The organism is Mycobacterium seoulense (genome assembly GCF_010731595.1).
GTDB lineage: Bacteria > Actinomycetota > Actinomycetes > Mycobacteriales > Mycobacteriaceae > Mycobacterium > Mycobacterium seoulense.
Window position 1 is genome coordinate 2453144 of the sequence record NZ_AP022582.1, and the last position, 23359, is coordinate 2476502.

Consider the following 23359-nt stretch of genomic DNA (forward strand, 5'->3'; position numbering starts at 1 on the left):
AGGGAGCGCCGTTCACCCCGATGTAGGTGCCCAAATCGCAGGTGAGCCGGGTCACTTCCCGAGCCGATCGACGTGCAGCGTCACACCCGCGGCGGGGAACCTGGCCAGCAGGGCATCGCCCATCGCCGCCGCGGGGGTCAGGACGCCGTGCAGGTTGGGCAGCTGCTCGCGGTCGAGTGCGAGCGCAAGGCCGCACTCCCCCAACAGCACCGAGGTCGCCTTGTAACCGGGGTCGCCGCGCTGCTCCATGCGCGCGACGTATCGGGCGCCGGTTGTCGTGGTGGTGTACGTCTCGATCTTGTAGTAGCCGCGCTCGCGCGCCGCCGCGCTGGGGCCGGTCCCCGGTTTGGGGACGATGCGCTCCACCAGCCGGCGCGGCAGCAGCCGGAAATAGCGGCTGCCCAATCCGAAGGTGGCGTTGGCGACCCCGCCCACCGCGGCCGACGCCAGCGGCGCCAGCGGCGACGACCCCAGACTCATGCTTTCGGTGTAGCGGAACTGGCGGCCATACGCCCAGTCCAGTAAAGCGTTGCTGCGCCGCACGATACGGGTGTTGTAGGGCGCCATCACGAAGCCCGACGTCCACAGGCCGGTCAGCTCCGGCGCGATCTGGCGACCACGCCGCCACGGCAGGTCGGGCTGGGACCCGATCTCCGGTTCGGCGCTGCGGTCGGTGCTCAGCGTGTACGGGTCGGCGAGTTGGCGGCGCGCGTCGGGATCGCGGGACGCCGTGTCCAGCACTTCCAGCATCGACGCGACGGTGCCGCCGGATACCCCGCCCGCGAAGGACCGGACCACCAGGTCGGTGTCGACCAGCTCTCCGGCGCCGTCGTCCCGCGCCGCCCGGTACAGCGCATAGACACTGAGGTCCGAAGGGACGGAATCGAACCCGCAGGCGTGCACGATGCGGGCGCCGGTGTCGGCGGCCTGCTTGTGGTACAGGTCGATGCTCTCGCGGACGAACATCGCCTCCCCGGTCAGGTCGGCGTAGTCGGTGCCCGCGGCCGCGCACGCGGCCACCAGCGGCAGTCCGTAGCGGGTATAGGGGCCGACCGTCGTGATCACGACCCGGGTGCGGGCCGCCATCTCGTTCAGCGTCGATGGCGATGAGGCATCGGCGGCGATGAGCGGCCAGGACTGCGCGGACTCGCCCAGTGTGTCGCGAACGGCCCGCAGGCGCTCGGTCGACCGGCCGGCCAGCGCGACCCGGGTGCCTGGCGCGGACCGGGCCAGGTATTCGGCGGTCAACTTCCCGACGAAGCCGGTCGCCCCATACAACACGATGTCGAATTCGCGCGGCGTTGCGGTCACGCGCCCGACGTTACCGGACCCGCAGATGAGTAATGCCGGGCCAAAGGCCCGGCATTACTCATCACTGCATTGGTCAGCCGCGACGACCGCACACGGGCCACGCACCGATGCCCTGCGAGTGCAGCACATTCTCGGCCACCCGGATCTGCTCCTCACGGCTCGCGCCGGCGGGAGAACCACTGCCGCCATTGGCGCGCCAGGTGCTCGGGGTGAACTGCAGGCCACCGGAGAATCCGTTACCGGTGCTGATCGACCAGTTGCCACCCGACTCGCACTGCGCGATGGCGTCCCAGTTCACGCTGTACGCCTTGACCGGCGGGGGCGGCGGGACATCCGGGCCCGGAGGCGGCGGCACGTTGGGGTCAAAGCCCGCGGGTGCCGGCGGCGGGGCGTCCGGCGCCGGGGGCGGCGGGGGCGCGTCCGGAGCCGGCGGGGCGTCCGGGGCCGGGGGCGGGGGTGCGTCGGGAGCCGGGGGCGGCGGAGCCGCATCCGGCGCCCCGGCGGGCGCCATGTTCGGGTCGAAGCTCGTCGGTTCCGCGTTGGCGGTGGCCGACGGGATGCTCACGAGGGTGCCCGTGATCGCGGCGAGAACGAGCGTCTTACGGACGTTCTTCAATATCTTTCCTTTCGCGGTGCGCGCGCGCCAAAGCAAGCCCACGGGGGTGGGCTGACGGTGTTTGGTTGATGCGGAAACCTGCTTTGGAACGTGCCGACTTGTTCGGGCACGACAGCGGTGGGCTCGAGTCGCCCGGCGGGCCACTGCCCGCCGGCCGCGAACGGTCTTGCGCCGTCCGCAGCCCCGCTCACACGCGGGTCCGTGATTCTGTTTTCAGTTACTCTTCCGTAACCCGTTGCGGGCTAACACGGACCGTACGAGACCCGGCGGCGTTCGTCATCTTCGGAAAACGGGCATCTCGTTTCGGTAACGGGGTGATCACAGCGCAATCGCACCGCTATTTGGCGAGGTCAGCGCCGGAATTCCGGAAGGTACCCAACAATCGCGAACGCTTTCAAATCGTGAGCCGAATCACGCCCATTTTGTGAACTGGCGCACGTATTTTGCGGCGTGCGTTTGCGCTGTTGCACCCCAACGGACCCGGGTCCGTGTCACGAAGCGGGGTAGCTTACAACAAGTTCCGCATCTTCGCACAAGTGGCGCGCCCGACCGGACAACCGAATTATGTTGTGCTGCTGGCTAACTTGCGTTGGTTGAATAGCGAGCGCGTGAGCGGTCGCATCATCAGCTGTCACTGACCGCTATTGCCTCGAAACACTGTTGATGACAACATGTTTCGCAGCTGTGCGTCCGGCTTGCCGACGGCCAGTGACTCGCTTCGGAAGGTCGTCGCCGTGGCGTGTCCTGAGCGACCGGGGTACGGCGAGGATTTGCTCGGTGGCACTGCCATTCCGCCCGGTGCCGAACGCGCCGGTGCCCGCATCTCCGATAGGACGGCGATCAATTTATCCGAAACCCGCGGCGCCTCAACAGATCACGATCCACCGCCGGATTTATCCACTCCACTGACCACGGCTCCGCGCAGCAATTCTTGGAGCGAAAAGAGAAATGGCTCGTGTCGAATAACCTTGCTAATTCTCGCGCGCGGGCCTGCCGATGATAACGATCATCGACGCGGGCTCAACCGCGACCGCCTCGCGCCGGGTGGCGTCAGCCGCGCGGCTGGGCGAGGGCGCGTAGCTCGGCGTCGGTATTGACGTTGGTCAGCGACCGCGAATCCGACGTCACGATCCGCTGGGCATCCGACGCGTCCACCAGAGCACGCATCTTGCGCTCGCCGGCGGCCACCAATGCGTCGACACGGTCGGCCAGGTCGGTCCGGTACACCGCGGCAAGGTAGTGGTCCTGACCATCCCACGGCAGCACTACTTCTGCGCCGGTCTCCAGCGCCCGGCGGGCGAGATCGTCGATGAGATCTATTGCCAGGAAAGGCATGTCGACGGCGCAGACGAAGGCGAGCCGGGCACCGGCCTCGGCGGCCGCGCGCAACGCCCGGCCCGTCGCCGGCAGCGGTCCCAGCCCGCGCAGTTCGTCGCGCATGACCCGGGCCTGCAATTCGGGCAACGGCTGGCCCTGGGCGGCCATGACGAGGACGGGGTCGCAACGCTGCCGGAGGACGCCGACCACGTGCTCGACCATGGTCGCCGCATTCGAGCCGGCCGACGCGGGGACGGGCAGGCTGGCCTTATCGCGGCCCATCCGTTGCGATGCGCCCCCGGCGAGCACCACCCCGGCCAGTGAACCCGGTTCTGACACGGCCTCGCCCACGTCAGTCGACGGTCCAGGTGTCACGCCCACGCAGCAGCGACTGCAGGGCGGCCTCGTCGAACGGCTTCGAGGCCCGCGCCGTCTGCACCTGCGAGCGTGCGGCGTCGTCGTAGGTGGGCCGGCTGACGTCCCGGAAGATGCCCAGCACCGTGTGATCGAGGTTCTGGTCGGAGAGCCGGGACAGCGCGAAGGCGTAGGCCGAGTCGTCGGTATGCGCGTCGTGCACCATGATCTCGTCCACGGCCACGTCGGCGGTCTTGGCGAATTCGAGGCCGAAGCCGGACTTCACCACGCAGTACTCGCCGTCGGCGCCGAAGGTGATCGGCTCACCGTGGCGGATGTTGATCACCCGCTCCTCGGCGCCCTCCTTGCGCAGCACGTCGAACGAACCGTCGTTGAAAATCGGGCAGTCCTGCAGGATTTCGACCAACGCGGCACCGCGGTGCTCCGCGGCCGCCCGCAGCACCTCGGTCAGCCCGTTGCGGTCGGAGTCGAGGGCGCGGCCGACGAACGTCGCCTCGGCGCCCAGCGCCAGCGATACCGGGTTGAACGGGTGGTCCAGCGACCCCATGGGCGTCGACTTGGTGACCTTGCCGACCTCCGAGGTGGGCGAGTACTGGCCCTTCGTCAGCCCGTAGATCCTGTTGTTGAACAATAGGATCGTGATGTTGACGTTGCGGCGCAGCGCGTGAATCAGGTGGTTACCGCCGATCGACAACGCGTCGCCGTCGCCAGTGACCACCCACACCGACAGGTCCTCACGGGCCAGCGCCAGGCCGGTCGCGATCGCGGGGGCGCGGCCGTGGATCGAGTGGAACCCGTAGGTCTCCAGGTAATACGGGAACCGGCTCGAGCAACCGATGCCGCTGATGAACACGATGTTCTCGCGCCGCAGCCCCAGCTCCGGCAGGAAGTTGCGGATGGTGTTGAGGATGACGTAGTCACCACACCCGGGACACCAACGGACCTCCTGGTCACTGGTGAAGTCCTTGCCCTTCTGCGGCTGATCCGTGGTGGGCACGCCGTCGTTCTTCTTCAGCCTCGGGGTCAGCCCGAGGTCCGCGCCCGCCAAATTTCCCACCAGGTCGGTCATTCGATAGCTCCCGCTCCAACCGTTGCTGCCGCCATTCTGGCGACCATCGTCTTGTCCTGCTCGATTTCGGCCAGCGTGCCGCCGACCGCGGCGCGGATAAGGCGCCCGATCTCGTCCGCGAGGAACGCGACACCCTGGACCTTGGTGACCGACTGCACATCCACCAGGTACTTGCCGCGAAGCAACAGGGACAACTGGCCGAGGTTCATCTCCGGACAGACGACCATCGGGTAACGCCGCAACACATCGCCCAGGTTCGCCGGGAACGGGTTGAGGTAGCGCAGGTGGGCGTGTGCGACCTTGACGCCCTTGCGCCGCGCGCGCCGGCAGGCTTCACCGATCGGACCGTAGGAGCTGCCCCAGCCGATCAGCAGCAGCTCGGCGTCTCCGCTCGGATCGTCGACCTCGAGATCGGGCACCGAGATCCCGTCGATCTTGGCCTGGCGCAACCGAACCATCAGGTCGTGGTTGACCGGCTCGTAGGAGATGGCGCCCGAACCGTTCGCGGCTTCCAGGCCGCCGATGCGGTGCTCCAGGCCGGGGGTGCCGGGGACGGCGAACTGCCGGGCCAGCGTCTCCGGGTCGCGGTTATACGGCTGGAACGGCTCATCGGGCTTGGCGAAGGTGTGCTTGATCGGCTGCAGTGTGCTGACGTCCGGAATGCGCCACGGCTCAGAGCCATTGGCGATCGCGCCATCGGACAAGACGATCACCGGGGTGTGATACGACACCGCGATGCGCACCGCCTCGAGTGCCGTCGCAAAGCAGTCGGACGGCGAGCGTGGCGCCAGCACCGCGACCGGCGACTCCCCGTTGCGGCCGTACAGCGCCTGCAGCAGGTCGGCCTGCTCGGTCTTGGTCGGCAGGCCCGTCGAGGGCCCGCCGCGCTGCACATCGATGACCAGCAGCGGCAATTCGGTCATCACCGCCAGGCCCAACGCCTCGGACTTCAGCGAAATCCCCGGGCCCGACGTGCTCGTGACGCCGAGCGCCCCTCCGTACGAGGCGCCGATGGCGGCGCAGATGCCGCCGATCTCGTCCTCGGCCTGGAAGGTGATCACGTTGAAGTTCTTGTGCTTGGACAGCTCGTGCAAGATGTCGGACGCCGGCGTGATCGGGTAACTGCCGAGCACCACCGGAATGTCGGCCAGCTGACCGGCCGCGACGATGCCGTAGGCCATCGCGGTGTTGCCGGAGATCTGCCGGTATTCGCCGACTGGCAACGTCGCCCGCGAGACCTCGTAGGTGGTGCCGAACGCCTCGGTGGTCTCGCCGTAGTTCCAGCCCGCCTTGAGGGCCAAGACGTTGGCCTCGGCGATATCGGGCTTGCGGGCGAACTTCTCCCGGATGAACTTCTCGCTGGTCTCGATTGGGCGGCCGTACATCCATGACAGCAGGCCGAGCGCGAACATGTTCTTGGCGCGCTGGCCGTCCTTCTTCGACGCGCCGATCGCCTCGACCGCGCCCAGCGTCAGGGTGGTCATGGCGACGGAATGCACGACGTAGTCGGACAACTCGTCGGACTCGAGTGGGTTGGTGACGTAACCCACCTTGGTCAGGTTGCGCTTGGTGAACTCGTCGGAGTTGGCGATCACCATGCCGCCGCGCGGCAGGTCACCGAGGTTGGCCTTGAGCGCCGCCGGGTTCATCGCCACCAGCACGTCGGGGCGGTCACCGGCGGTCAGGATGTCGTAGTCGGCGATCTGGATCTGGAAGGAGGAGACGCCGGGCAGGGTGCCTGCGGGAGCCCGGATCTCGGCGGGATAGTTCGGCTGGGTCGCCAGGTCGTTACCGAAAAGCGCTGCCTCCGATGTGAACCGGTCGCCGGTCAGCTGCATCCCGTCGCCGGAGTCCCCGGCGAACCGAATGACGACTTGCTCCAAACGCTGACGCTCGGACCCGCCACGGGAAGGGGACCCATTCGAGCCGTTGTGAGAATCAGACCCGGCTCCGCTGCCGTTCGGATCCACGTATCCGCCTTCCATCGGTTATCGGATAGGCACTTCGCTGGAGCTTTAGGGTACGCGCCGTTGAAGCGACTCCCGCGCCGTCGAGCTTGTGTGTCACTGGTAGTACCAATTATGGCACTCAATTTGGGCGAGAATGTGCGTCTCTAAAGCGGTGCATACAGCGGTTTTACACCTAAAGCCGATGTCAGCGCGCAGACGGTGGTGCAAGCCGTTTAAAACTGTGGTATTGGTCACTTTTCGCCGGGGCGTCCGATTCCTTCGGCGCCGTTTCCGGCATCGCGATCAGGTAGAGGAAAAAGCCCGCGCCGGCGAGCGCCCCCAGGAAGGCGAACGCGGCGTTGTAGCCGGCGGCCACCACGATCCAGCCCGCCACGAGATTCGACACCGCGGCGCCTGTCCCCGTCGCGGCCGTCACGGCGCCCAGGCTCACGTTGAACCGGCCGCTGCCGTGCGTCACGTCCTGCACCACGAGCGGGAACAGCGCGCCGAACACGCCGGCCCCGACGCCGTCCAGCAACTGCACGCCAACCAGCCAATACGGGTTGCCGGACAGGGTGTAGAGAAATCCACGGGCGGCCAAGACCGCGAAGCCCACCAGAAAGATCGGCTTTCTTCCCCACGAATCGGCCTTGGCTCCGGCCAGATAGGCGACCGGCACCATGACCACCTGCGCGGCCACGATGCAGCCGGCCATCAGCGCGGTCCCGACGTCCTTGTTGTGCAGGGCCAGCAGCTGGCCGACGAGCGGCAGCATGGCCGCGTTGGCGAAGTGGAAGGCGATGACCGTCGCGGCGAAGATCATCAGCCTGCGGTTGTGCAGCAGCACGGCCATCCGCGACGGCGTCTCGTGCGGCCCTCCCGGCGTGTGGTCCATGCCCCGCGCCACGTCATGGTCGATCGCGTCACCCGGAATCCCAAGGGTCGCAAGCACACTGGCGGCCGCCATGACGGCGAGCACCCAGAACACCACCACCGGCCCGAAGAAGTAGGCCAGCCCTCCGGTGATGGCGGCGGCCGACGCGTTGCCCGCGTGGTTGAACGACTCGTTGCGTCCGATCCGCCGGGAGAAGAGCCGGGGCCCCACGACGCCCAGCGTGATCGCGGCCAGAGCCGGGGCGAAAACCGAACCGGCGATGCCGGTGAGGGCTTGCAATACCGAGATCGAGTACAGGCCGGTGAACGCCGGCATCGCCAACGAACCGGCGGTGATGGTCAGCGCGCCGCCGATGATCAGCGCCCGTTTGGCGGTGCTTCGGTCCACCAGCGCACCGGCCGGCGCCTGCGCGACGATCGCCCCTATCCCCCCGACCGCCATGACGAACCCGATCGACGCCTGATCCCAATGGTGCGCCAGCAACAGGTAGATCGACAGGTAGGGGCCCAGTCCGTCGCGGACATCGGCCAGCAGAAAATTCAGGAGATCCAGCGCGTGCGTCAGCCGGCGCGGGATGGGGCCGGGGAGCTCGGCGGGGGCCGACATGGGCATCTAGTACCCAAATGCGCGGCCGCTCGACCGGCGTTAGGCGGTCTTGTCGCGGCGCTCGGTGCGCGACGGCTTGCGCGGCACGATCGTCGGCAGCACGTTGTCCTGCACGGTCTCCTTGGTCACCACGACCTTGGCGACGTCGTCGCGGCTCGGGATGTCATACATCACCGGCAGCAGGACCTCTTCCATGATGGCGCGCAGACCGCGGGCGCCCGTGCCGCGGTGGATGGCCTGATCGGCGATCGCCTCCAGCGCGTCGTCGGTGAACTCGAGCTCGACGCCGTCCATCTCGAACAGCCTGGTGTACTGCTTCACCAGAGCGTTCTTGGGCTCCGACAGGATCTTGACCAACGACTCCCGGTCCAGGTTCGTCACCGAGGCGACCACCGGCAATCGCCCGATGAACTCGGGGATCAGGCCGAACTTGATCAGGTCCTCGGGCATGACCTCGGCGAAGTGGTCGGTGGTGTCGATCTCGGCCTTGGAGCGCACCTCGGCGCCGAAGCCCAGGCCCCGCTTGCCGACGCGCTCGTAGATGATCTTCTCCAGGCCGGCGAACGCCCCCGCGACGATGAACAGCACGTTGGTGGTGTCGATCTGGATGAACTCCTGGTGCGGGTGCTTACGGCCGCCCTGCGGGGGCACCGACGCCTGGGTGCCCTCCAAGATCTTCAGCAGGGCCTGCTGTACGCCCTCGCCGGAGACGTCGCGGGTGATCGACGGGTTCTCGCTCTTGCGGGCGATCTTGTCGACCTCGTCGATGTAGATGATGCCGGTTTCGGCGCGCTTGACGTCGTAGTCGGCGGCCTGGATGAGTTTGAGCAGAATGTTTTCGACGTCCTCACCGACGTACCCCGCTTCGGTCAGCGCGGTGGCGTCGGCGATGGCGAACGGCACGTTGAGCATCTTGGCGAGCGTCTGGGCCAGGTAGGTCTTGCCACAGCCGGTGGGCCCGAGCATGAGGATGTTGGACTTGGTCAGCTCGACCGGCTCGTGCCGGGAGTCACGGCCCTTCTCCCCCGCCTGAATTCGCTTGTAGTGGTTGTAGACCGCGACGGCCAGCGTCCGCTTGGCGGTGTCCTGCCCGATGACGTAACCCTCCAAGAATTCCCGGATCTCCACGGGCTTGGGGAGTTCGTCGAGTTTGACGTCGTCGGCGTCGGCGAGTTCCTCTTCGATGATCTCGTTACAGAGATCGATGCATTCGTCGCAGATGTACACGCCGGGGCCAGCAATGAGTTTCTTGACCTGCTTCTGGCTCTTCCCGCAGAACGAGCACTTCAGCAGGTCACCGCCGTCTCCGATGCGCGCCATGGTGCTTAAGTGCCTACTTCCTTTTCGCCGTTCGTCTTGCTGTCCCGCATGTATGCCCCGACGCTACCCGCTAGATCGGGCCCGACGCGACCATTAAGGCCGAATCGCGTCGGTGGTATTCGTGCTGTCCGTCTGGATGAAACATATAGCCAGACGGGGCCCGTCACTCGCGAAAGACGCGCTTTGCGTGTCTTTGGCGTGTCGCGGTCGTAACCCAACCGAGGCTGGTGCGCCGACCGATCCCCACTTTCGCTGGAGATACCGACCCCGATGAACCACGGGCGGATCCCCACGAAATCACCCTACAGTGGCCGGGTGGAATTGGCTCTGATCAGCGAGTCGGTCCTGATCAGCGACGGCGGTCTGGCCACCGAGCTGCAGGCCCGCGGTCACGACCTCTCCGACCCGTTGTGGTCGGCGCGGCTACTGGCGGACGACCCGCACGAAATCGTCGCCGTGCACGCGGCCTACTTCCGCGCCGGTGCCGCCATCGCGACGACGGCGAGCTACCAGGCATCGTTCGACGGTTTCGCCGCCCGCGGGATAGGCCGAGACGAAGCCGCCGGGCTGCTGCGGCGCAGCGTCGAACTCGCGAAGACCGCGCGTGAACAAGCGGGCGGCGGCGGGCTCGTCGCCGCCTCGGTCGGCCCGTACGGCGCGGCCCGGGCCGACGGATCGGAATACCGCGGGCGTTACGGCCTGTCCGTGGCGGCCCTGCGGCGATGGCACCGGCCCCGGCTGGAAATCCTGGCCGACGCCGGCGCCGACGTGCTGGCGTGCGAGACCGTGCCCGATGTCGACGAGGCCGAGGCGCTGGTCGATCTGGTTGGTGCGGTCGGCGTGCCCGCCTGGCTGAGCTACACCATCGACGGCGCCGGGACCCGGGCCGGGCAACCGCTGGCCGAGGCGTTCGCCGTCGCGGCCGGGGCGCGCGAGATCGTTGCGATCGGCGTCAATTGCTGTGCGCCCGAGGACGTGCTGCCTGCGATCGAGATCGCCTCGGCCACCGGCAAGCCGGTGATCGTGTACCCGAACAGCGGCGAGCGTTGGGACGGCCGGGGGTGGGCGGGGCCGCGCACGTTTTCCGCGCGCCTCGCCACGCAATGGGTGGCCGCCGGGGCGCGCATCGTCGGTGGCTGCTGCCGGGTCGGCCCGGCCGATATCGCCGACGTTCGGCGAGCGTGCACGGAGCGCGAAGAATCAGGCGGGGCTTCGCAGTGAGCGCACGTTCGGCGCGAACGGCAAACGTCAGGCGGTCTGCGCGGAGAGCTTCCGGTACTCCAGGACGGTGTCGATGATCCCGTAGTCCTTCGCGTCTTCCGCGGTCAGGATCTTGTCCCGGTCGGTGTCCTTGCGGATCGTCGCGGCGTCCTTGCCGGTGTGGCGGGCCAGGGTGGTCTCCATCAGCGTGCGCATCCGCTCGATCTCGGCGGCCTGGATTTCCAGGTCGGAGAACTGGCCCTGGATCACGCCCTGAAGCGACGGCTGGTGGATCAGCACCCGGGCGTTGGGCAGCGCCATCCGCTTACCGGGAGTCCCGGCGGCCAGCAAGACCGCCGCGGCCGAGGCGGCCTGGCCGAGGCACACCGTCTGGATGTCGGCGCGCACGTACTGCATGGTGTCGTAAATCGCCATCAGCGAGGTGAATCCGCCGCCGGGCGAGTTGATGTACATGGTGATGTCGCGGTCGGGGTCCAGCGACTCGAGCACCAACAGCTGAGCCATGATGTCGTTCGCCGAAGCGTCGTCGACCTGGACGCCGAGGAAGATGATGCGTTCCTCGAACAGCTTGTTGTAGGGGTTGGACTCCTTGACACCGAAGCTGGAGTGCTCGATGAACGACGGCAGGATGTAGCGCGCCTGGGGCTGGATCTGAGGGTTCTGGGTGCTCACTGGGCTTCTCCGTTGGTGATGTGGGCGGCGCGGGTGATGATGTGGTCGACGAACCCGTATTCCAGGGCCTCCTGGGCGGTGAACCAGCGGTCGCGGTCGGAGTCGGCCTCGATGCGTTCGATCGACTGCCCGGTGAATTCGGCGTTGAGCCGGAACATCTCCTTCTTGATGACGTGGAACTGCTCGGCCTGGATGGCGATGTCGGCCGCGCTGCCCGTCACCCCGCCCAGCGGTTGATGCATCAGGATGCGCGCGTGCGGCAGCGCGTAGCGCTTGCCCTTGGTTCCCGCCGCGAGCAGGAACTCACCCATGGAGGCGGCCATGCCCATCGCGTAGGTGGCGATGTCGCAGGGCGCCAGCACCATGGTGTCGTAGATTGCCATGCCGGCGCTGATCGACCCGCCCGGGGAGTTGATGTACAGCGAGATGTCCTTCTCGGTGTCCTCGGCGGCGAGCAGCAGGATCTGCGCGCACAGCCGGTTGGCGACCTCGTCGTTCACCTCCGAACCCAGGAAGATGATGCGCTCGGAGAGCAAGCGCTCATAGACCGAGTCCGTGAGGTTGAGCCCCTGCGAGGGCGAACGCATGTCAGACACGACTGGGTTACCTGCTTTCTCGAGTTCTTCTATGCACCGACACTAACCAACCGAGCCCGCCGTTTCGCGGCCACGCTCCCCCTCAATTGGGCGCTTTCGCTCACAGCGTCACGACCGGTCACTCCGCTTCGTCGTCGGAGCCTTCGGTTTCCGCCGTCTCGCCGGCGTCCCCGGACTCCCCGGACTCGTCGTCGCCCGAACGCCTGCCGAAGAACTCACTGGTGTCGATGGCGTTGCCGTCGCTGTCGGTCACCGTGGCCGCCCGCACCACCTCGGCGATGGCCAGCCCGCGCCGCACGTCGGCGAACATGGCCGGCAGCTGGTTGTTCTCCTGCAGGTAGCCCAGCAGCTGCTGCGGCTCGATGCCGTATTGGCGCGACGTCGCCACCAGTCGCTCGGTCAAGTCGTCCTGGCCGACCTGGACCGCCAGCTCGTCGGCCAGCGCGTCCAGCAGCAGCTGCCTCTTGACGTCCGTCTCGGCGGCGGTGCGCGTCTCGGTCTCGAACTCTTCACGCGTCTTGCCCTGCCCGGCGAGCGCCTCTTCGAGCTTGGCTTCGTCGTGGTCGAGGCTGTGCAGGGCATTGTGCAGGGTGCTGTCGACCTGGGCCTTGACGATCGCCTCCGGCAGGGGCACGTCGACCTGTTCGAGGAGAGCGTCCAGCGCGGCGTTACGTATCTGGTCGGCCTGCTGAGCGCGCTTGACCTGCCCCACCTGGTCGCGCAGGTTGGACCGCAACTCGTCGATGGTGTCGAACTCGCTGGCCAGCTGGGCAAACTCGTCGTCGGGCTCGGGCAGCTCGCGTTGCTTGATCGACTTGACGGTGACCGTCACCTGCGCGTCCTGACCGGCGTGCTCGCCCGCGGCCAGCTGCGCGGTGAACTCCCGGGATTCATCGACGGACAAACCGACCAGGGCGTCGTCGAGGCCCGCGATCAGACGGCCCGAGCCGACCTCGTGGGACAACCCCTCCGCGGCCGCCCCCGGCACCTCTTCTCCGTCGATGGTGGCCGACAGATCGATCGAGACGAAGTCGCCGGTGGCCACGGGCCGGTCGACCCCGGTCAGGGTGCCGAAGCGGGCGCGTAAGGACTGCAATTCGGCCTCGACGTCTTCGTCGGTCACCTCGACGGGGTCCACCGTAACCTTCAGCGCGGCCAGGTCGGGAAGCTCGATCTTGGGCCGGATGTCGACCTCGGCGGTGAACGCCAGCTCCTGGCCGTACTCCTTCTTGGTCACCTCGATCTCGGGCTGGCCGAGCGGCTGCACTTCCGACTCCGCGACGGCCTGCCCGTACCGCGCGGGCAACGCCTCGTTGACGACCTGGTCGAGCAGCGCCTCCCGGCCGAACCGGGCCTCCAGCAACTTCGCGGGCGCCTTGCCGGGCCGGAAGCCGGGGAGCCGCACCTGCTTGGCCAGCTCCCGGTAGGCCCGCTGGAAATCGGGCTCGAGTTCGGAGAACGGCACCTCCACGTTGATGCGGACCCGGGTGGGACTCAACTGCTCGACAGTGCTCTTCACGGGGGTGCTCCTCGGTGGTCGTTCCTGGCGTTCGGTGGGCCGCGCGCACGCGGCACGGGGTGGTGCTGGTCGGGGTGACAGGATTTGAACCTGCGGCCTTCCGCTCCCAAAGCGGATGCGCTACCAAGCTGCGCTACACCCCGCGCTGACCTCGATGATCCTAAGGCCCGTCGAGTCCGGGTTGGCCACAGGCTTCGCGGCGACCTCGCCTACCCTCACGGAGCGATCACAAGACCGCGTCGATTAGATTTGATCTTGGTCGACAGCTACAGTCACGCTCGACCAGAACATGCGGGCGTAGCTCAATGGTAGAGCCCTAGTCTTCCAAACTAGCTACGCGGGTTCGATTCCCGTCGCCCGCTCGGGTGAGGATCTGCTCCACAGAGAGGCGCCATGAGCGACCTAGAAACGGATGCGCCGATCCATGGCTCGTGCGCGCCGGACTTCGCCGCGGTGCGCGACGCGTTCGAGCGCAACTTCACGCGGGGCGATGAAGTTGGTGCGGCCGTCGCGGTGTGGGTGGACGGGAACCTGGTCGTCAACCTCTGGGGCGGATGGGCCGACGCCGCCCGCACCCGGCACTGGCAGCAGGACACCCTGACCACGGTGTTGTCCGGCACCAAGGGCCTGTCGGCCACCTGCGTCCACCAGCTGGCCGACCGCGGCGAGCTGGACCTGCAGGCCCCGGTGGCCCATTACTGGCCCGAGTTCGGGCAGGCCGGCAAACGGGACATCACACTGGCGATGGTGATGAGCCACCGGTCGGGCGTGATCGGCCCCCGCACCCGGTTGCGCTGGGAGGACGTCGCCGACTGGGACTTCGTCTGCGAACAGCTGGCCGCCGCCGAACCCTATTGGCAGCCGGGCACCGCCCAGGGCTATCACATGACCACCTTCGGCTTCATCCTCGGCGAGGTTTTCCGCCGCGTCACGGGCCGGACGATCGGCCAATACCTGCGCACCGAGATCGCCGAACCGCTCGGCGCCGACGTCCACATCGGGCTGACCCTGGCCGAACAACGCCGCTGCGCCGATCGGGTCAACAAGCCGCACGCCCGCGACCTGCTGGCCGACGCGCAGGCCCCCACCCGCCCGGCGAGCCTGGCCGAGCATCCCAAGGCCGGGCTGTCGATCGCGATGGGTTTCGCCCCCGACGACGAGCTGGGCTCCCACGACCTGTCGCTGTGGCGCGAACTCGAATTCCCCGGCACCAACGGACAGGTGTCGGCCCTGGGCTTGGCGACGTTCTACAACGCCCTAGCCCAGGAGAAGGTGCTCAGCCGCGAACACATGGACCTGGCGCGGGAGTGTCAGGGCGGCTTGGAGACCGACTTGGTATTGGGACCACGGGTCGCCGACCACGGCTGGGGTTTGGGCTACATGCTCAACCAGCGGTGTGTGAACGGGCCCAACCCGCGGATCTTCGGCCACGGCGGCCTGGGCGGCTCCTTCGGGTTCGTCGATCTCGAACACCGGATCGGCTACGCGTACGTGGCGAACCGGTTCGACGCCACCAAGGCCAACGCGGATCCGCGCAGCCTCGCCCTCAGCAACGAGGTCTACGCGGCGCTCGGCGTCATCTAGGTTCCATTCGCAAACGTGGCCCGTCATTTCTGGCAGGTCGGACACCAGAACACGTTCCGCCCCTCCAACACGGTCGTGCGGATCGTGTCGCCGCAGACCCGGCAGGCCTCGCCGGCGCGCCGGTACACGTACGTCCGGGGCCGCCCCGCCCGGTACGACGGCGGGCCTTGGTCGTGCTCGGGCCGCACCACGACGATGTTGCCGCGGCGCAGGCCGACCTTCATCAGCGCCACCAGGTCGCTCCACGCCGCGTCGAACTCCGACTGGCCGACGTCGCGGCCGGGACGGAACGGGTCGATGTGGTGGCGGGACAGCAGCTCGTTGCGGTAGACGTTGCCGACGCCGGCGACGACGGTCTGATCCATCAACAGTGCACCGATCGGCCTGCGGGACTTGGTGATTCGATTCCACGCCCAGGATGGATCGGCGTCGTTGCGCAATGGGTCGGGGCCCAGCTTGGCCAGCACGCCGGACACCTGGCCTTCGTCGATCACCTCGCACACCGTCGGCCCGCGCAAGTCGGTGCCGTAGTCGGCGCCGACGATGCGCATCCGCACCTGCCCGACCGGCTCGGGCAGGACGGTACCCTCGCGTGGCCATTCGGTGAAGGCGCCGTAGAGACCCAGGTGCACGTGCACGATGGGGCCGCCGTCGTAGTGGTGGAACAGGTGCTTGCCCCAGACGCTGGTGCGGCGCAACACGCGCCCGTCCACCACAGCCGCGTCGGCGAAGCGGCCCTGTGGGCTCGACACCGCTACGGGCGCACCACCGAACCGGCGCTGGTGTAGCCGGGCCAGCCGGTGCAGGGTGTGCCCTTCGGGCATGGGCGCCTCAGCCCTGTGCGCCGGGCACCGGCGGCGCCTGGTGGGTGCGTTCGTACTCGGCGAGGATGTCGATACGCCGTTGGTGGCGTTCGGCTTTCGACCACTGCGCGGTCAGGAACGCATCCACGATGGCCAGCGCCTCCGCGACGGTGTGCATGCGACCGCCGATCCCGATCAACTGGGCGTTGTTGTGTTCGCGGGCCAGCGTCGCCGTCTCCACGCTCCACGCCAGCGCGCACCGGGCTCCGGGCACCTTGTTGGCCGCGATCTGCTCGCCATTGCCCGACCCGCCCAGCACGATCCCGAGGCTGTCCGGGTCGGCCACCGTGCGAGTGGCGGCGGCGATGCAGAACGCCGGGTAGTCGTCCTCGGCGTCGTACGTGTAGGCACCGCAATCGATCGGCTCGTGCCCGGACGCTTTCAGGTGCTCGATGATCTGCTGCTTGAGCTCGAATCCGGCGTGGTCAGAGCCGAGGTAGACGCGCATGCCCGCAATCCTTACACAGCGGTGCGCCGCGGCAACGCGGCGCTCGTCAGTCGAATTCGGGCTTCTCGGTGCGGGTCCGCTTGAGTTCGAAGAAGTGCGGGTAGGACGCGAAGGTCACCGAAGCGTCCCAGAGCTTGCCGGCCTCCTCGCCGCGCGGGATCTTGGAGAGCACCGGCCCGAAGAACGCCACCCCGTTGACGTGGATGGTCGGCGTGCCGACGTCGTCGCCGACGGCGTCCATCCCGGCGTGGTGGCTCTTGCGCAGGGCGTCGTCGTGGGCCTCGCTGGTCGCGGCCTCGGCGAGTTCGGCGGGCAGGCCGGCGTCGGCCAGCGACAACTTGATGACCTCTTCGAGGTTCTTGTTGTCCTCGTTGTGAATCCGGGTGCCCATCGCGGTGTAGAGCGGGTCGAGGACCGCGGCCCCGTGGGCCTGCTCGGCGGCGATCGCCACCCGCACCGGTCCCCACGCGTGCTTCATCATCTCGCGATACTTGTCGGGCAGGCCTTCACGGTTCTCGTTGAGGATCGCGAGGCTCATGACGTGGAAGTGCACCTCGATGTCGCGGACCTTCTCCACCTCGAGGATCCAGCGCGACGTAATCCAGCACCACGGGCACAGCGGATCGAACCAGAAGTCGGCTTGGTCTTTCCCGGCAGCCTTGTCAGGCATAGCGCAGTCCTCTCGTCGGTCAACACACCGTCCTGCACAACCGTAGGCGCCGCGCCCCTGTTCCCGCACTGCCCCGGATGCGATCCGGGCACGTAAGTTGGACGCGTGGCCCTTCCTAATCTCACCCGGGATCAGGCCGTCGAACGCGCCGCCCTGATCACCGTCGACAGCTACCAGATCCAGCTCGATGTCACCGATGGCAACGGAAACCCGGGCGAACGCACGTTCCGGTCCATCACCACGGTGGTGTTCGATGCGCTCCCCGGCGCCGACACCTACATCGACCTCGCCGCCGAGAGGGTGCGCGCCGCCAGCCTCAACGGCCACGACATCGACGTGTCCGGGTACGACGAATCGACGGGCATCCCGTTGCGGGGTCTGCAGCAACGCAACGTCGTGATCGTGGACGCGGACTGCCGCTACTCCAACACGGGCGAGGGCCTGCACCGCTTCGTCGACCCCGTCGACAACGAGACCTACCTGTACTCGCAATTCGAAACCGCCGACGCCAAGCGCATGTTCGCCTGCTTCGACCAACCCGACCTCAAGGCGACGTTCGAGCTGCGGGTGACGGCGCCCAAGCACTGGAAGGTGATCTCCAACGGCGCACCCGAGGCCGTGGCGGACTCGGAGACCAACAGAGTGCACACCTTTGCCACCACTCCCCGGATGAGCACCTATCTGGTGGCGCTGATCGCCGGCCCGTACGCCGAGTGGAACGACACCTACACCGACGAACACGGGGAGATCCCGCTGGGCATCTTCTGCCGCGAATCCTTGGCGCGCCACATGGACGCCGAGCGGCTGTTCACCCAGACCAAGCAGGGATTCGGCTTCTACCACAAGAACTTTGGGCTGCCCTACGCGTTCGGCAAGTACGACCAGCTGTTCGTCCCCGAATTCAACGCCGGCGCAATGGAAAACGCCGGGGCGGTGACCTTCCTGGAGGACTACGTCTTTCGCAGCAAGGTCACCCGGGCGTCCTACGAGCGGCGCGCCGAGACCGTGCTGCACGAGATGGCGCACATGTGGTTCGGGGACCTGGTCACCATGACCTGGTGGGACGACCTGTGGCTCAACGAGTCGTTCGCGACGTTCGCCTCGGTGCTGTGCCAGGCGGAGGCCACCGAATTCACCGAGGCGTGGACGACATTCGCCACGGTCGAGAAGTCGTGGGCGTACCGCCAGGACCAATTGCCGTCGACGCACCCCATCGCCGCGGACATCCCCGACCTGGCCGCGGTCGAGGTCAACTTCGACGGCATCACCTACGCCAAGGGCGCCTCCGTCCTCAAACAGCTCGTCGCCTACGTCGGGTTGGAGCAGTTCCTGGCCGGGCTGCGCGATTACTTCCGCAGCCACGCGTTCGGCAACGCCACCTTCGACGACCTGGTGGCCGCGCTGGAGCAGGCGTCGGGCCGGGACCTGTCCGACTGGGGCCAGCAGTGGCTGAAGACCACCGGACTGAACACGCTGCGAGCGGATTTCGACGTCGACGCCGACGACCGGTTCAGCCGCTTCGTGGTGCAGCAGAGCGGCGCCGCCCCGGGGGGCGGCGAAACCCGGGTGCACCGGCTGGCGATCGGGATCTACGACGACGACGGGGCGGGCAAGCTGGTGCGGGTGCGGCGGGAAGAACTCGACGTCGAGGGTCCTGTCACCGAAGTCCCTGCGCTGGTTGGTGTTTCGCGCGGCCAGCTGGTTCTGGTCAACGATGACGACCTGACATATTGCGCACTGCGGCTGGACGGCGAGTCGCTGCAGACCGCGCTGCGGCGGATCGCCGACATCGCCGAGCCGCTGCCGCGCTCGCTGGTGTGGTCGGCGGCGTGGGAGATGACGCGGGAGGCCGAACTGCGGGCCCGCGACTTCGTGGCCCTGGTCTCGGACGGGGTGCACGCCGAAACCGAGGTCGGGGTCGCGCAGCGGCTGCTGCTGCAGGCGCAGACGGCGCTGGGCTCCTACGCCGACCCGGGCTGGGCCCACGAGCACGGGTGGCCGCGGTTCGCCGACCGGTTGCTGGAGCTGGCGCGCGCCGCCCAGCCCGGCTCGGATCACCAGCTCGCCTTCGTCAACACCCTGTGCTCGTCGGTGCTGTCGACCCGCCACGTCGTGACGCTGGCGGACCTGCTCGACCACGACCCCGCCGGCTTGGGACTGGCCGGCCTCGAGATCGACACCGACCTGCGGTGGCGGATCGTGACCGCGCTCGCCGCCGCCGGCGAGGTCGACGCCGACGGGCCCGCGACGCCCTTCATCGACGCGGAGGTCGAGCGCGATCCGACGGCCGCCGGCAAGCGCCAAGGCGCCCAGGCGGCGACGGCACGGCCGCAACCGAAGGTCAAGGAGGAGGCCTGGACCACGGTGATCGAGGACGACACCCTGGCCAACATCACGGCCCGCTCCATCATCGCGGGCTTCGCCCCGGCCGGGCAGCACGACCTGCTCAAGCCGTTCACCGACCGCTATTTCGAGGCGATAGCGGGCGTGTGGGCGCGGCGGTCCAGCGAAGTCGCGCAAACGGTGGTGATCGGCCTCTACCCGCACTGGGATATCAGCGACGCCGGCATCGCGGCCGCCGACAAGTTCCTGTCCGATCCCGAGGTCCCGCCGGCCTTGCGACGGCTGGTGCTGGAGGGCCAGGCCGGCGTGAAGCGGTCCCTGCGGGCCCGCCGACTCGACGCGGCCGATTAGGCCTGGGCGATCCCCGCGCTCAGTACCCGGATCGCGCTGACCAGTCCGTCCACCAGGTCGCCCCGCTGGAACGCCGACGACGCGGCGGCGACCCCCAGCGGCGCGGACGACTCGGCGCCGCGGCCGCGAACCTGGGAGCCGTAGACCACCTCGATGACCTTCTGGTCGGGTGAGACCGCCAGCAGTACGGCGTTGTCCGGCGTCGGCACCTGGGCCAGGATCTCGCGGGCCCGGGCGGCGGTGTCGTTGCCCAGGTCGCCGAGGTAGACGGCGAACCGCGCCTTCGACGCCCGCGAGCCGAACTTCAGTGCGTCGTCGATGGCGACGAGGTCCTTGGTCGGGAACGGGTAATGAACGGACAGCTCACCGGGCTCGGTGACCCCGGAGATCCGTCCGCTGGTGGTGATCACCCACCCGTCGGGCAGCTCGGCGGGCTCGATCGTCGCCACATCACCACGTGCCACTGGCGCCACCTCCAACTGAGAACTCGTGTGTGTTGTGCCCGCCATGCGCGTGGCCGACGTCTTCGCCCGTGGCCGCCCACAGGATCGGCGGGTGCGTCCACTTCTCGCCCAACTTGTAGGTCGCGGGGTGCGGCCCCTTGTGGGACCAGATCAGCACCGCCAGCACCGCCACCAGCAGCAACGGTATCCCGATGAAGTACAGGTGAATCTGCAAAAGGCTCACGACGGAAACCGTATCCCACGAGCCGATCCGTCGGCACACTCGGACACGAGATGTCGAGCGATCGAGACGCTACGCCGCGCCTTCCCCGAGGTAGCGCGCCCAGGCCGGGTCGAGCTCCTTGACGGTCGACAGCAGGCGCCAGTGCTGTCCGGTCGGCGGCACGGGTGTCCGGCGCAGCACCCAGCCCAGCTCGGCGAGCAGCTTGTCGCCCTTGCGGTGGTTGCACGTCGAGCAGCAGGCGACGCAGTTCTCCCAGGAGTGGTCGCCGCCGCGGCTGCGTGGCACCACGTGGTCGACGGTGTCGGCCTTCGCCCCGCAGTAGGCGCAGGAGAACCGGTCGCGGTGCATCAGCGCGGCCCGGGTCATCGGGACGCGGGCCCGGTACGGAACCCGGACATAGGACCGCAGCTGGATCACCGAGGGCACGACGATCGAGCTGGTGGCCGAGTGGATGACCGGCCCGGCCGGGTCGTGGTGGACCACGTCGGCCTTGCCGCAGATCACCATCACGATGGCCCTCCGCATCGGCAACGCGGTCAGCGGTTCGTAGGTCGAGTTCAGCAGCAGCACCCGCCGCCGACTCCACAGGGATGCGGTTTCTTGGCGGTTGGGGGGATGGGTATCGACGCTATGCAGGCATGACGCGGTTGGGGGCCCGGTTAACCCTGCCGCGGCACCGGAAGTGCGGTGGCTGCGGCGTCTCTTGCCCTGCGCCATAGATCCTCCGCGGATAGTCCACCATGATTCGTCGCCAATCGCACCCCTATTGCAGGTGAACGGCATGTCGTCCGGGTGAACAGCGGGAAGGCGGTCGGCCCGGCTCGGCCGGATGCCGTCGCGATGGACCACAATGGAGGCGATGGATTCCGAGCCCCAGTCCTTCTATGACGCCGTCGGCGGTGCCGAAACCTTCCACGCGATTGTGTCTCGCTTCTATGCCGAGGTCGCCGAGGACGAGATCCTGCGCCGGCTGTACCCCGAGGACGACCTGGCGGGAGCCGAGGAACGGTTGCGCATGTTCCTCGAGCAGTACTGGGGCGGCCCGCGCACCTACTCCGACCGCCGCGGTCATCCCCGGTTGCGGATGCGGCATGCCCCATTCCGGATCACTCCCATCGAGCGCGACGCCTGGCTGCGCTGCATGCACACCGCCGTCGCCTCGATCGATTCGGCGGCCCTCGACGACGAGCACCGACGCCAGCTGCTCGATTACCTTGAGATGGCCGCCCACTCACTTGTCAACTCGCCCTTCTGATACCCAACGAACGGAGCAGGATGAGCCCCGGAGCATGGTGGTCGAACGCGGTCTTCTATCAGGTCTATCCCCGGTCGTTCGCCGACAGCGACGGCGACGGGGTGGGCGACATCGATGGGTTACTGGCGCACCTGGATCACCTCGAACGGCTCGGGGTGGACGCGATCTGGCTCAACCCGGTGACCGTCTCGCCGATGGCCGACCACGGCTACGACGTCGCCGACCCGCGCGACATCGACCCGCTGTTCGGGGGGATGGCGGCCATTGAGCGGCTGATCCCGGCGGCGCACGAGCGGGGCATCAAGATCACCATGGACGTGGTGCCCAACCACACCAGCTCGGCGCACCCATGGTTCCAGGCCGCGCTGGCCGCGGGGGCGGGCACCGAAGCGCGGGACCGCTACTACTTTCGCGACGGCCGGGGTCCCGCCGGGGAGCTGCCGCCGAACAACTGGACGTCGGTGTTCGGGGGGTCCGCGTGGACGCGGGTGGTGGAGCCGGACGGCAACCCGGGCCAGTACTACCTGCACCTCTTCGACACCGAGCAGCCGGACCTGAACTGGGAGCACCCGGACGTCTTCGACGATTTCGAGAAGACGCTGCGGTTCTGGCTCGAGCGCGGCGTGGACGGGTTCCGCATCGACGTGGCGCACGGGATGGCCAAGCCGGCCGACCTGCCCGACGCCAAGGACAACGTCAAGGTGCTGAGTCACAGCGACGACGACCCGCGCTTCAACCACCCGAGCGTGCACGAGATCCACCGCGGGATCCGCAAGATCGTCGACGACTATCCCGACGCGGTCACCATCGGCGAGGTGTGGGTCCTGGACAACCTCCTGTGGGCCGAGTACCTGCGGCCCGACGAACTGCACCTCGGCTTCAACTTCCGGCTGACCAAGATCCACTTCGACGCGAGCGAGATCCACCACGCGATCCAGAATTCGATGGAGGCCATCGCGATCGAGAACGCCATTCCGACCTGGACGCTGTCGAACCACGACGTGGGCCGTGAGGTCACCCGTTATGGGGGCGGCGAGATCGGGCTGCGCCGGGCGAAGGCGATGGCGATGGTGATGCTCGCCCTGCCGGGCGCGGTGTTCATCTACAACGGCGAGGAGCTGGGGTTGCCGGACGTCGAGCTGCCCGACGAGGTGCTGCAGGATCCGACGTGGGAACGCTCCGGGCACACCGAGCGCGGCCGCGACAAGTGCCGGGTCCCGATCCCGTGGTCGGGCGATGCCCCCCCGTTCGGGTTCTCCTCCTCGCCCGACACCTGGTTACCGATGCCGCGGGAATGGGCGGCGCTGACCGTCGAGCGGCAGATCGCCGACCCGGAGTCGACTTTCTCGTTCTTCCAGCGCGTCATCAAATTGCGCAAGGAGCGCACCGAATTCGAGGGTGACGGGATCGATTGGTTGGACGCGCCGCGCGATGCGCTGGTCTTTCGCCGCCGCGGCGGCGGGGCGGTGTGCGCGGTGAACACGGGCCGCCGACCGATCCCGCTGCCGCCGGGAGAGCTCATCGTGGCCAGCGCCCCGCTGGTCGACGGCGAACTCCCGCCGGACGCCGCGGCCTGGCTGGCGTGAACGGTAGACCCAAAGCCGCGGCGGTGCAGCCGCTTTGGGGTGGCGATCGGCCGAATTTCGGGGTGGCGTCGCCGCGTAGATACCCTGTGGGGGTACTGTCGTGCCA

21 protein-coding genes and 2 tRNA genes are annotated in these 23359 nt (G+C 67.9%); 6 read left to right on the top strand and 17 right to left on the bottom strand.

The features are described from left to right. Positions 1–51 precede the first annotated feature (51 nt). The 7 genes from G6N37_RS11200 to clpX all read right to left on the bottom strand — a co-directional run bounded on the left by G6N37_RS11200 (position 52) and on the right by clpX (position 9458). A complete protein-coding gene (locus G6N37_RS11200) occupies positions 52–1311 on the bottom strand; it encodes a saccharopine dehydrogenase family protein (protein WP_163679973.1) in 1260 nt (419 codons plus the stop codon). Positions 1312–1384: 73 nt separating this feature from the next. Next, positions 1385–1927 carry a transglycosylase family protein gene (locus tag G6N37_RS11205; RefSeq protein WP_163679976.1) on the bottom strand — a complete coding sequence of 181 codons (543 nt, stop codon included), beginning with the start codon at positions 1925–1927 and terminating at the stop codon, positions 1385–1387. 1050 nt (positions 1928–2977) lie between these two features. Next, positions 2978–3595 carry a molybdenum cofactor guanylyltransferase gene (mobA, locus tag G6N37_RS11210; protein WP_163679979.1) on the bottom strand — a complete coding sequence of 206 codons (618 nt, stop codon included), beginning with the start codon at positions 3593–3595 and terminating at the stop codon, positions 2978–2980. Position 3596: 1 nt separating this feature from the next. Further along, complete coding sequence (locus G6N37_RS11215; RefSeq protein ID WP_163679982.1) at positions 3597–4688, bottom strand: 2-oxoacid:ferredoxin oxidoreductase subunit beta; 1092 nt, start codon at positions 4686–4688, stop codon at positions 3597–3599. Next, complete coding sequence (locus tag G6N37_RS11220; RefSeq protein WP_163684920.1) at positions 4685–6658, bottom strand: 2-oxoacid:acceptor oxidoreductase subunit alpha; 1974 nt, start codon at positions 6656–6658, stop codon at positions 4685–4687. The genes G6N37_RS11215 and G6N37_RS11220 overlap by 4 nt, the downstream gene beginning before the upstream one ends. Before the next feature lie 184 nt (positions 6659–6842). Continuing rightward, complete coding sequence (locus tag G6N37_RS11225) at positions 6843–8138, bottom strand: MFS transporter (RefSeq protein WP_163679985.1); 1296 nt, start codon at positions 8136–8138, stop codon at positions 6843–6845. Between the two features lie 39 nt (positions 8139–8177). Further along, positions 8178–9458, bottom strand: a complete 1281-nt coding sequence (clpX, locus tag G6N37_RS11230) for an ATP-dependent Clp protease ATP-binding subunit ClpX (protein ID WP_163679986.1) — start codon at positions 9456–9458, stop codon at positions 8178–8180. Between the two features lie 321 nt (positions 9459–9779). On the opposite strand from clpX, the gene mmuM reads away from it, so the two are divergent. Further along, entirely contained in the window at positions 9780–10679 is a 900-nt protein-coding gene (gene mmuM / locus G6N37_RS11235; protein WP_163684922.1) for a homocysteine S-methyltransferase, read from the top strand. 27 nt (positions 10680–10706) lie between these two features. Here mmuM and clpP2 read toward each other — a convergent pair whose 3' ends face one another. The 4 genes from clpP2 to G6N37_RS11255 form a co-directional block, all read right to left on the bottom strand. Continuing rightward, positions 10707–11351 carry an ATP-dependent CLP protease proteolytic subunit ClpP2 gene (gene clpP2 / locus G6N37_RS11240; protein ID WP_163680003.1) on the bottom strand — a complete coding sequence of 215 codons (645 nt, stop codon included), beginning with the start codon at positions 11349–11351 and terminating at the stop codon, positions 10707–10709. Further along, complete coding sequence (clpP1, locus tag G6N37_RS11245; RefSeq protein WP_083174955.1) at positions 11348–11938, bottom strand: ATP-dependent CLP protease proteolytic subunit ClpP1; 591 nt, start codon at positions 11936–11938, stop codon at positions 11348–11350. Before clpP1 ends, clpP2 begins: the two co-directional genes overlap by 4 nt. Positions 11939–12065: 127 nt before the next feature. Beyond that, complete coding sequence (gene tig, locus G6N37_RS11250; RefSeq protein ID WP_163680006.1) at positions 12066–13466, bottom strand: trigger factor; 1401 nt, start codon at positions 13464–13466, stop codon at positions 12066–12068. A 66-nt stretch (positions 13467–13532) separates the two neighbouring features. Next, positions 13533–13609: transfer RNA gene (locus tag G6N37_RS11255), tRNA-Pro, on the bottom strand. 148 nt (positions 13610–13757) lie between these two features. Between G6N37_RS11255 and G6N37_RS11260 the strand changes: the two genes are divergently transcribed. Together G6N37_RS11260 and G6N37_RS11265 are read left to right on the top strand one after the other, a co-directional pair. Continuing rightward, positions 13758–13828 (top strand) — tRNA-Gly (locus G6N37_RS11260). A 31-nt stretch (positions 13829–13859) separates the two neighbouring features. Next, positions 13860–15050, top strand: coding sequence for a serine hydrolase domain-containing protein (locus tag G6N37_RS11265; protein ID WP_163680009.1), 1191 nt, complete (start codon positions 13860–13862; stop codon positions 15048–15050). Positions 15051–15073: 23 nt separating this feature from the next. Here G6N37_RS11265 and G6N37_RS11270 read toward each other — a convergent pair whose 3' ends face one another. The 3 genes from G6N37_RS11270 to G6N37_RS11280 are packed head-to-tail and all read right to left on the bottom strand — an operon-like array spanning position 15074 to position 17031. Continuing rightward, positions 15074–15874 carry an Fpg/Nei family DNA glycosylase gene (locus G6N37_RS11270; RefSeq protein WP_163680012.1) on the bottom strand — a complete coding sequence of 267 codons (801 nt, stop codon included), beginning with the start codon at positions 15872–15874 and terminating at the stop codon, positions 15074–15076. 7 nt (positions 15875–15881) lie between these two features. Beyond that, positions 15882–16361, bottom strand: coding sequence for a ribose-5-phosphate isomerase (locus G6N37_RS11275; RefSeq protein ID WP_163680015.1), 480 nt, complete (start codon positions 16359–16361; stop codon positions 15882–15884). A 46-nt stretch (positions 16362–16407) separates the two neighbouring features. Beyond that, a complete protein-coding gene (locus tag G6N37_RS11280; RefSeq protein ID WP_163680032.1) occupies positions 16408–17031 on the bottom strand; it encodes an Rv2466c family mycothiol-dependent reductase in 624 nt (207 codons plus the stop codon). 105 nt (positions 17032–17136) lie between these two features. Between G6N37_RS11280 and pepN the strand changes: the two genes are divergently transcribed. Next, on the top strand, positions 17137–19725 hold the full coding sequence (pepN, locus tag G6N37_RS11285; RefSeq protein ID WP_163680035.1) for an aminopeptidase N: 2589 nt from the start codon (positions 17137–17139) through the stop codon (positions 19723–19725). On the opposite strand, the gene G6N37_RS11290 is transcribed toward pepN, so the two are convergent. From G6N37_RS11290 to G6N37_RS11300, 3 genes are all read right to left on the bottom strand, one after another. Next, entirely contained in the window at positions 19722–20189 is a 468-nt protein-coding gene (locus G6N37_RS11290) for a DUF5130 domain-containing protein (protein ID WP_179961891.1), read from the bottom strand. The genes pepN and G6N37_RS11290 overlap by 4 nt on opposite strands. Beyond that, on the bottom strand, positions 20176–20403 hold the full coding sequence (gene ctaJ, locus G6N37_RS11295; RefSeq protein WP_163684924.1) for an aa3-type cytochrome oxidase subunit CtaJ: 228 nt from the start codon (positions 20401–20403) through the stop codon (positions 20176–20178). Before ctaJ ends, G6N37_RS11290 begins: the two co-directional genes overlap by 14 nt. A gap of 78 nt (positions 20404–20481) precedes the next feature. Continuing rightward, the gene (locus G6N37_RS11300; protein ID WP_163680041.1) at positions 20482–21129 is read right to left on the bottom strand and encodes an HNH endonuclease; all 648 of its coding nucleotides are present in this window, start codon (positions 21127–21129) and stop codon (positions 20482–20484) included. 142 nt (positions 21130–21271) lie between these two features. Here G6N37_RS11300 and G6N37_RS11305 point away from each other — a divergent pair, with 142 nt between their 5' ends. Together G6N37_RS11305 and G6N37_RS11310 are read left to right on the top strand one after the other, a co-directional pair. Continuing rightward, positions 21272–21667: a globin gene (locus G6N37_RS11305; protein ID WP_163680043.1), complete on the top strand. Its 396-nt coding sequence runs from the start codon at positions 21272–21274 to the stop codon at positions 21665–21667. Between the two features lie 20 nt (positions 21668–21687). After that, positions 21688–23253 (top strand): glycoside hydrolase family 13 protein, encoded by a 1566-nt coding sequence (locus G6N37_RS11310; RefSeq protein WP_163680046.1) that lies wholly within the window; start codon positions 21688–21690, stop codon positions 23251–23253. Positions 23254–23359: the final 106 nt, after the last annotated feature.

Bases quoted from the DNA above. Each gene is read 5' to 3' on its own strand.
- G6N37_RS11215 (WP_163679982.1), bottom strand. From the start codon at position 4,688: ATGACCGACCTGGTGGGAAATTTGGCGGGCGCGGACCTCGGGCTGACC.
- G6N37_RS11225 (WP_163679985.1), bottom strand. From the start codon at position 8,138: ATGTCGGCCCCCGCCGAGCTCCCCGGCCCCATCCCGCGCCGGCTGACG.
- clpX (WP_163679986.1), bottom strand. From the start codon at position 9,458: ATGGCGCGCATCGGAGACGGCGGTGACCTGCTGAAGTGCTCGTTCTGC.
- clpP1 (WP_083174955.1), bottom strand. From the start codon at position 11,938: ATGCGTTCGCCCTCGCAGGGGCTCAACCTCACGGACTCGGTCTATGAG.
- G6N37_RS11265 (WP_163680009.1), top strand. From the start codon at position 13,860: ATGAGCGACCTAGAAACGGATGCGCCGATCCATGGCTCGTGCGCGCCG.
- G6N37_RS11270 (WP_163680012.1), bottom strand. From the start codon at position 15,874: ATGCCCGAAGGGCACACCCTGCACCGGCTGGCCCGGCTACACCAGCGC.
- G6N37_RS11275 (WP_163680015.1), bottom strand. From the start codon at position 16,361: ATGCGCGTCTACCTCGGCTCTGACCACGCCGGATTCGAGCTCAAGCAG.
- G6N37_RS11280 (WP_163680032.1), bottom strand. From the start codon at position 17,031: ATGCCTGACAAGGCTGCCGGGAAAGACCAAGCCGACTTCTGGTTCGAT.
- G6N37_RS11300 (WP_163680041.1), bottom strand. From the start codon at position 21,129: ATGGCGCAGGGCAAGAGACGCCGCAGCCACCGCACTTCCGGTGCCGCG.
- G6N37_RS11305 (WP_163680043.1), top strand. From the start codon at position 21,272: ATGGATTCCGAGCCCCAGTCCTTCTATGACGCCGTCGGCGGTGCCGAA.
- G6N37_RS11310 (WP_163680046.1), top strand. From the start codon at position 21,688: ATGAGCCCCGGAGCATGGTGGTCGAACGCGGTCTTCTATCAGGTCTAT.